Here is a 6,182-nt window from a genome sequence, read left to right as displayed (position 1 = left end):
CCCACTTTTCGTAGTAGACCCGGTATGATGCATGTCATGGCTATTCAGGTGGGTTTGTCTGTTAACAAAACCTTAGTGCCTGAATAGCTTTTCTGGCTATTTCTCTCGCTTTTCTGTCCGGACTATTGTTATCTTAGAGTAGTTGAATGTACGGATATCTCTTCCGAACGCACGTTTCAATCGTGCACATCACATCGTTGAGATATTAATACGAGCATCAACCTACTAATCAATTTTTCACTTGGTGCTGCACTTTCTACAGGAGAGTGCAGTTTTTTATGGGCTGTTGATCTACACCAGCATCAATTCCTCCATGGTGATTGATCAACCGCCCTGCAGGAGCTTCATCATTGGATCAGCAGAAGAGCATTACCCTACAACTGTAACCCGAATATTAAGCAATCAACTAAATTCAATTTATCGGTATATATACTAAGGATTTTCTTGACAGGTCCCGAATAAAATTATTTAGCAGTAGTTTTAATACGAGTCTTACTTGCTTTAACAGGTGCTAAAACCGTGCAAAATATTAAGCTAACAATTCACTTTGATGCTCCTCAGTTAGAAGCAGATGCTAAGGAAAGACTTGTTGAGAACCTGATGCTAGATCTAAAAGAGATCGATGAAGTTGAATCAATCAATAAGGTTCGCCACCCCAGCCCACCAGTAAACAGTAAATCATTGGGTGGTTTTATTGTAGGACTGTTGACAGCTGAGGTGAGTGCTAAAAATGCTAAACACTTATTAAGTTATCTAGGAACCCGATTAGAAAGTAAACCCATCGAATTGGAAGTTGAATCCGAAGGTAGACATTTAAAGGTTAAAGCTCACAATCGAGAAGAATTAGCATTTGCAGTAAAAACTGCACAGGATTTTATTGCAAAGTGAGCTGTAAACAGGAATGGCAAAATTAGCACTGTTGATTGGCGTCAGTGAATATCAAGAAGGGCTGAGTACATTACCAGCCGCAGCTCAAGATATTAGAGCCGTTGAAAAGGTCCTGAATAATTCTGAAATGGGAGGGTTCGACCACATTAAGGTATGTCATAACCCTGATCTTCAAGAAATGCAGCTTGAAATCGAGACATTGTTTATTGGGCGTCAAAAGGATGATTTAGTTCTTTTGTACTTTTCTGGGCATGGTATTAAAGATGAAAATAATAATCTTTATTTTGCGACTCGAAATACCTGTAAAAATCAATCCGGCGAACTAAGACGTGCCACGGCTGTTCCGGCTCGTTTTGTCCATGACATTATGAATGACAGCCGCGCTAAACGCCAAGCAATTATCTTAGATTGCTGCTTTAGCGGTGCATTTGACCCCTCTTTAAAAGCTAAAGATGATGGGTCATTCAATCTCAAAAAACAACTGGGGGCAGAGGGAAGGGTCGTTCTAGCATCATCGAGTTCCACTCAATACTCCTATGAACAGAAAGAAGAGAATTTATCTGTATACACTCGCTATCTTGTTGAGGGAATAGAAACGGGAAAAGGAGACTCTGATGGTGATGGAAGAGTCTCCATTCTCGACTTACACAAATATGCGACCCAAAAGGTGCAAGAAAGACTTCCTAAAGTAACACCCAAAATTATTGTCCTAAAAGATACAGGATTTGAGATTGTTCTATCCCAAGTTGAGGCAAGTAAACGTGTTAAGCAAGACATTAGCTGCACTCACATTCCTAAATTAGAAGGCATCCAATTAGAAAAAACACGACAAAAGGCGAGCACCTATGCAGTTATTCCTAGCTTAATTCAGTCCTTAACTCCATTTGTTGAAAGATTAGTTGAACACTTAAATAGCTATCATCTGGCTAGGCAGCAGGACACAAGCCCTGTCGATAAAAAAGATTTTAAGAACTCTGTTTTAGAGTTACTTCGTCTTGCTTCAGACGCAGATTTCATCTTCTCAATGTACAGTCCCCATGGGGAAAGTAGCTGGACATTAAATGCTCAAAGCAAGTTGGAGTCGTCTTGTGATCCAACGGCATATAGTGATTTTCTTACCAGTCAAGTTCTGGCGGCTGTTTCAACAGAAGCGATTTTTACAACGGGCCACCACGGCATATATAGATTTTTCCTGGATGAACGAACGGGTATTACAAAGGCATTTATTCTAATACCGATTGTTTCATCTGATGATACCGAGTTCATAGCCGTCTGTGGTTTATCACAGGAATCTCAGTGGCTAAATGATGTCTTTGCTAGAGTTGTCTCCAGTTTTTATGTGGTGTCTCAGGATACTGACTGGAATCCATCAAAGGTTGAGGCCCTGATTCTAGATGATCTCAAACGTGCCTACGGCTTCCTTCCAATCGGATTTTACAATAGGAGGTTTGAGCTATTCTGTGAACGTCTTGCTGAAATAGTCATCTATTTCGAGCCAATTCTCGATCTCCGACAAGTCACAATTAAAGGATGGGAAGCATTGGCACGAGACCCCTGCACCCTAAATGCTCCGATTGATCTATTTCAGGCGGCGGAACTCTGGGGGCGTAAATTTACCGTTGAGCTGGATGTGGGGTTACTTCGACGAGCCGCCAAGAGCTATCGCCAAGCAAGTGCTGAAGCCCAACAAAATAGATCCCATGAAATCACTCCCCTCTCTGTTAATGTTTATCCAGAATCACTAATGCGTACAGTTTATTTTGAAACTGTGCGTGAGATTACCACTCCCGATGACTATGGATATACGCTTTTACCTGCCGACAACCTGGTATTGGAAATCTCTGAGAAAGCTGAATTGCCAAAATATCAAGATGGCATGCGGGTGCGTTCTCCCCTTAAAGCCTTTAGAGATAGGTTAGTGCGCTATACTCAAGAGCTAGAAGTTAAGTTTGGAATTGATGACTTCGGAGTAGGGTATGCCTCAGTTGCTCGATTAGCTAGCCTTAATCCACCCCACGTCAAGATTGATAGAGACATACTTCATCAACAGCAAGCTGAAGTTATTATACGTTTTGTCCGTGAAATAGTGGCACAGTCCAGCAAACTTTACTCTGCCAAAATTATCGTTGAAGGCTTAGATGAACAATCTCCCATCAGCCTCCAGAGGCTAAAGCAGTTGGGTGTTGCCTATGCCCAAGGATATTCTATTGGCAGGGCAGCACCGCAAATATATCGATTAACGGAGGAGAGACGAGAAGCTTTAAGGAAGATGATTGTGTAAGTCAGCTAACCCTGAAGGCTGGGGTAACTGCTACTCGCTACAGGCCTTCACAGGCTGATCCAGCTGCAACTATGCTGCTGCTCTAACAGCCAGCTACCTCAATAGGGTGGCACTGCTGGTCCTTCATACCCACACATCCCTGTCCGTGGAGAATTCACAATAGGTAGCGGGTCACCATAATCATCATGGGGATGCCCTTCCACATGCTCATCACACAGCGTCCCTTCTGCATTATCTTCATAGATACACTCCATACACAGATAGGTGGCAGGCTTTTCACACTCCATACAGCCCACAATCGGTGCATTGTTACGAGCCATCAAAACAATCGGTTTACTCGTCAACGGCACACCCTTGCGCACATCAACAAGTTTCACGATGGTTTCCGACGATGTTCCAAAGTCATAGGTATGATCCAAACCGTCGGTCATACTAAAAACATCTTCGATCTTACGACTCATGCCAACCGTATCCATAAAGCGCCCAACCGAAAACTCACTCAGGTGTCCGCAACACTCTAACCAGATATAGCGCAAATACATATCTAAATCATTCAGAGCCTTACTGCCGCGCATTTCTAAATTCAGCCAATAGTCTCCTCGATAGGCATCCTGCGCTCTCAGATGATATAAATTCTCAGATTTTGCTTTACGTTGTTCAGCTTTTTCAATGGCTGCCTGACGAGCTTTACAACTGCTGAGATGCTTAGAAATTCCCCCTTTGGTCATTTCCTTCTCGCAATAGGTACATGCTCCCTTTGTTTGCTTCCGTCTTGCCATGGTTCAGTCCCCCCTTTATGTGATCTAGGCACGATTAGCCTACACTAACTATCGTCGCTCAGATTATACGGCTGCTATGCAACGAGTTGCTCTGCTTTTTCCATTTCGACAACGGGTTCCTTTGGGGGACCGCTTGACAACTCGTTATCGGCAGACGGAGGGAGAGGTGATTATTCCGCTGCATTTGGAGGCGGGGGAAGATTTATTGGCACCGTTTGAGTGCTTGCGATCGCACGACGGCTCTAAACCCCTATCCCGCAATCTCAATATCGATCTCGTCGAGTACCTGTTCCGTCGCGTCGCCGAAGTTGACCAAGACGAGCTGCTGCTCAAAATCTCTCTCACCACGCCTTCTCGAGATCCAGTAGTTGCTGTACTTCCTCCACAACAACTTCAAACCGACCTGCAAAACCTGATTCCCGAACACTTTACCTATCTAGAAACCGTTAAACGAGAGAACCTAAAACGCCTCATTCGTGACTCTCTACTGTTAGCCGTGTTTGGTTTGACTGCTCTGGGAATTTCAATTCCAGTAGATGCTCTCTCTTTTCCGGAGGACGCTGGCATTTCGCTACATCTGATTGGTCAGGGGATCACGGTATTTGGCTGGCTCACACTGTGGGAATCTCTGGTCAATCTATTATGGACCTGGCAGCCAATTTATCGGCAGTTGCGCATGTGCCAGCGATTACAGCAGGCTACAGTCGAAGTGAAATTTCTTAAAAAAGAGCCGCTAGCTTTAACCAGTGACTAAAGCTTATTCAAAAAGGGTTTTGCGAGAAAGTATCCGGCAATGGATTTTGCGTCCACACCATCCCCATTGATCACCGCTTGTTCAAACTCTTCTGGTGTCATTAAAACAACTTCAATATCCTCATCATCATCCTGTTGAGGCGCTGTTTCTAGCTTCTCCAAATCATTGGCTAGAAACGCAAAAATATACTCGTCAGAATATCCGGGCGCTAACGGAAACTTACCTAGATTGATCCATTCTTTGGCGCTGTAGCCAGTCTCTTCTTCAATCTCTCGTTGAATAGTTGTAAAGGCATCTTCCGCTACCTCAATTGTACCAGCGGGGAATTCCAACAGTCTGCCTTGCACAGCAAAGCGATACTGGCGTACGAGCACGAGCTGACCCTCAGGGGTAACCGGTACCGCCATCGCTCCTCCCGGATGACGAATACATTCCCACTCACCTTCGACTTTGTTGGGTAGCCGCAGACGGTTGACTTCAAAGTCAAATTTGCGTCCGGCGTAATACAGACACTTTTTGAGCAGCTGAGGTGGTTCTAGACCAAGAGTCATGGTTGTAAATGCTGTGGGGTAACGGGATTAGATTACTACAGGAGACCGCTGGCTTCGACTTCGCTCAGCCAGCTAATTACGCTACCAACGGAAACACCCCAGCAATATCTACCTGTCCCAGTAATTCTCTAACCGTCTGCCCACGAACTGGATGCTGCCAATTGGCAGCAATCTCGGCTAAGGGCACTAGCACAAATGCCCGCTCATGCATCCTGGGATGGGGCAGGGTCAGATTCGGTGTATCCATTACTCGGTTGCCATAGAGCAGCAAGTCCAGGTCCAGGGTACGAGGCCCCCAGCGTTCACGGCGGATACGGCCAAAGCTGGCTTCGGTTGCTAAGAGAGTACACAGCACCTGCTCGGGGCTTAGGGTGGTGTAAAAAATAGCGGCGGCATTGATGTAGTCGGGCTGGGGCGGACCAACGGGGGCTGTTTTGTAGAGTTGCGATCGCACCCCCAATCGCATCCCTTCTATTTGATCAAGTCGTGCCAAGGCGACTTCAATCGTTTGCTCTGAGTCTCCCAGGTTACTCCCCAGGGCAATGGCACATGCCGTTTCCATATCTCGATCGGCTATTACTTTTGCAACACCCACTACAGATTCGGCTGTAGCCGCTCGATCAGTTTATCTGCGGGCATCGCTCCTTCAATCCGGTCTACGACTTGACCATCCTTAAATAGCACCATCGTTGGTAGGGCATGGATCTGATACTGCGACGCCAGGTTGGGGTACTTATCCGTGTCGATTTTTACAATTTGCAGCTGGTCCTGCTGCTTGGCTTTTACCTGCTCCAGCACCCCTGCCATCAGCTGACAGGGACCACACCAAACCGCATAAAAATCCACCAATATGGGCTTATCAGCCCCCTCCAACATCTCTTGAAAGCTAGAAAATTGTTGTTTAACAGCCATTAGTCTAAATCTTGGGA

7 protein-coding genes are annotated in these 6,182 nt (G+C 45.4%); 3 read left to right on the top strand and 4 right to left on the bottom strand.

Annotated elements, in window-relative coordinates; all coding sequences use genetic code 11:
- Positions 1 to 519: 519 nt before the first annotated feature.
- Complete coding sequence (locus IQ260_RS26065) at positions 520 to 888, top strand: hypothetical protein (RefSeq protein ID WP_193996001.1); 369 nt, start codon at positions 520 to 522, stop codon at positions 886 to 888.
- Positions 889 to 901: 13 nt separating this feature from the next.
- A complete protein-coding gene (locus IQ260_RS26060) occupies positions 902 to 3,169 on the top strand; it encodes a caspase, EACC1-associated type (RefSeq protein ID WP_193996000.1) in 2,268 nt (755 codons plus the stop codon).
- Between the two features lie 98 nt (positions 3,170 to 3,267).
- Here the strand turns inward: IQ260_RS26060 and IQ260_RS26055 are convergent, their stop codons facing one another.
- On the bottom strand, positions 3,268 to 3,948 hold the full coding sequence (locus IQ260_RS26055) for a hypothetical protein (RefSeq protein WP_193995999.1): 681 nt from the start codon (positions 3,946 to 3,948) through the stop codon (positions 3,268 to 3,270).
- 76 nt (positions 3,949 to 4,024) lie between these two features.
- Here IQ260_RS26055 and IQ260_RS26050 point away from each other — a divergent pair, with 76 nt between their 5' ends.
- The gene (locus IQ260_RS26050; protein WP_193995998.1) at positions 4,025 to 4,702 is read left to right on the top strand and encodes a hypothetical protein; all 678 of its coding nucleotides are present in this window, start codon (positions 4,025 to 4,027) and stop codon (positions 4,700 to 4,702) included.
- Here the strand turns inward: IQ260_RS26050 and IQ260_RS26045 are convergent.
- The 3 genes from IQ260_RS26045 to trxA form a co-directional block, all read right to left on the bottom strand.
- Positions 4,699 to 5,253 carry an NUDIX hydrolase gene (locus tag IQ260_RS26045; protein WP_193995997.1) on the bottom strand — a complete coding sequence of 185 codons (555 nt, stop codon included), beginning with the start codon at positions 5,251 to 5,253 and terminating at the stop codon, positions 4,699 to 4,701. The two genes, IQ260_RS26050 and IQ260_RS26045, sit on opposite strands and share 4 nt — an antisense overlap.
- 76 nt (positions 5,254 to 5,329) lie before the next feature.
- Complete coding sequence (gene folK, locus IQ260_RS26040; RefSeq protein ID WP_322745052.1) at positions 5,330 to 5,848, bottom strand: 2-amino-4-hydroxy-6-hydroxymethyldihydropteridine diphosphokinase; 519 nt, start codon at positions 5,846 to 5,848, stop codon at positions 5,330 to 5,332.
- The coding region (trxA, locus tag IQ260_RS26035) for a thioredoxin (RefSeq protein ID WP_322745051.1) at positions 5,848 to 6,182 on the bottom strand (335 nt) is incomplete at its 5' end. The genes trxA and folK, both read right to left, overlap by 1 nt.

It is taken from the genome of Leptolyngbya cf. ectocarpi LEGE 11479, from assembly GCF_015207065.1.
Lineage (GTDB): Bacteria > Cyanobacteriota > Cyanobacteriia > Phormidesmidales > Phormidesmidaceae > Leptothoe > Leptothoe ectocarpi.
This window is presented reverse-complemented; position numbering and strand designations above follow the sequence as displayed.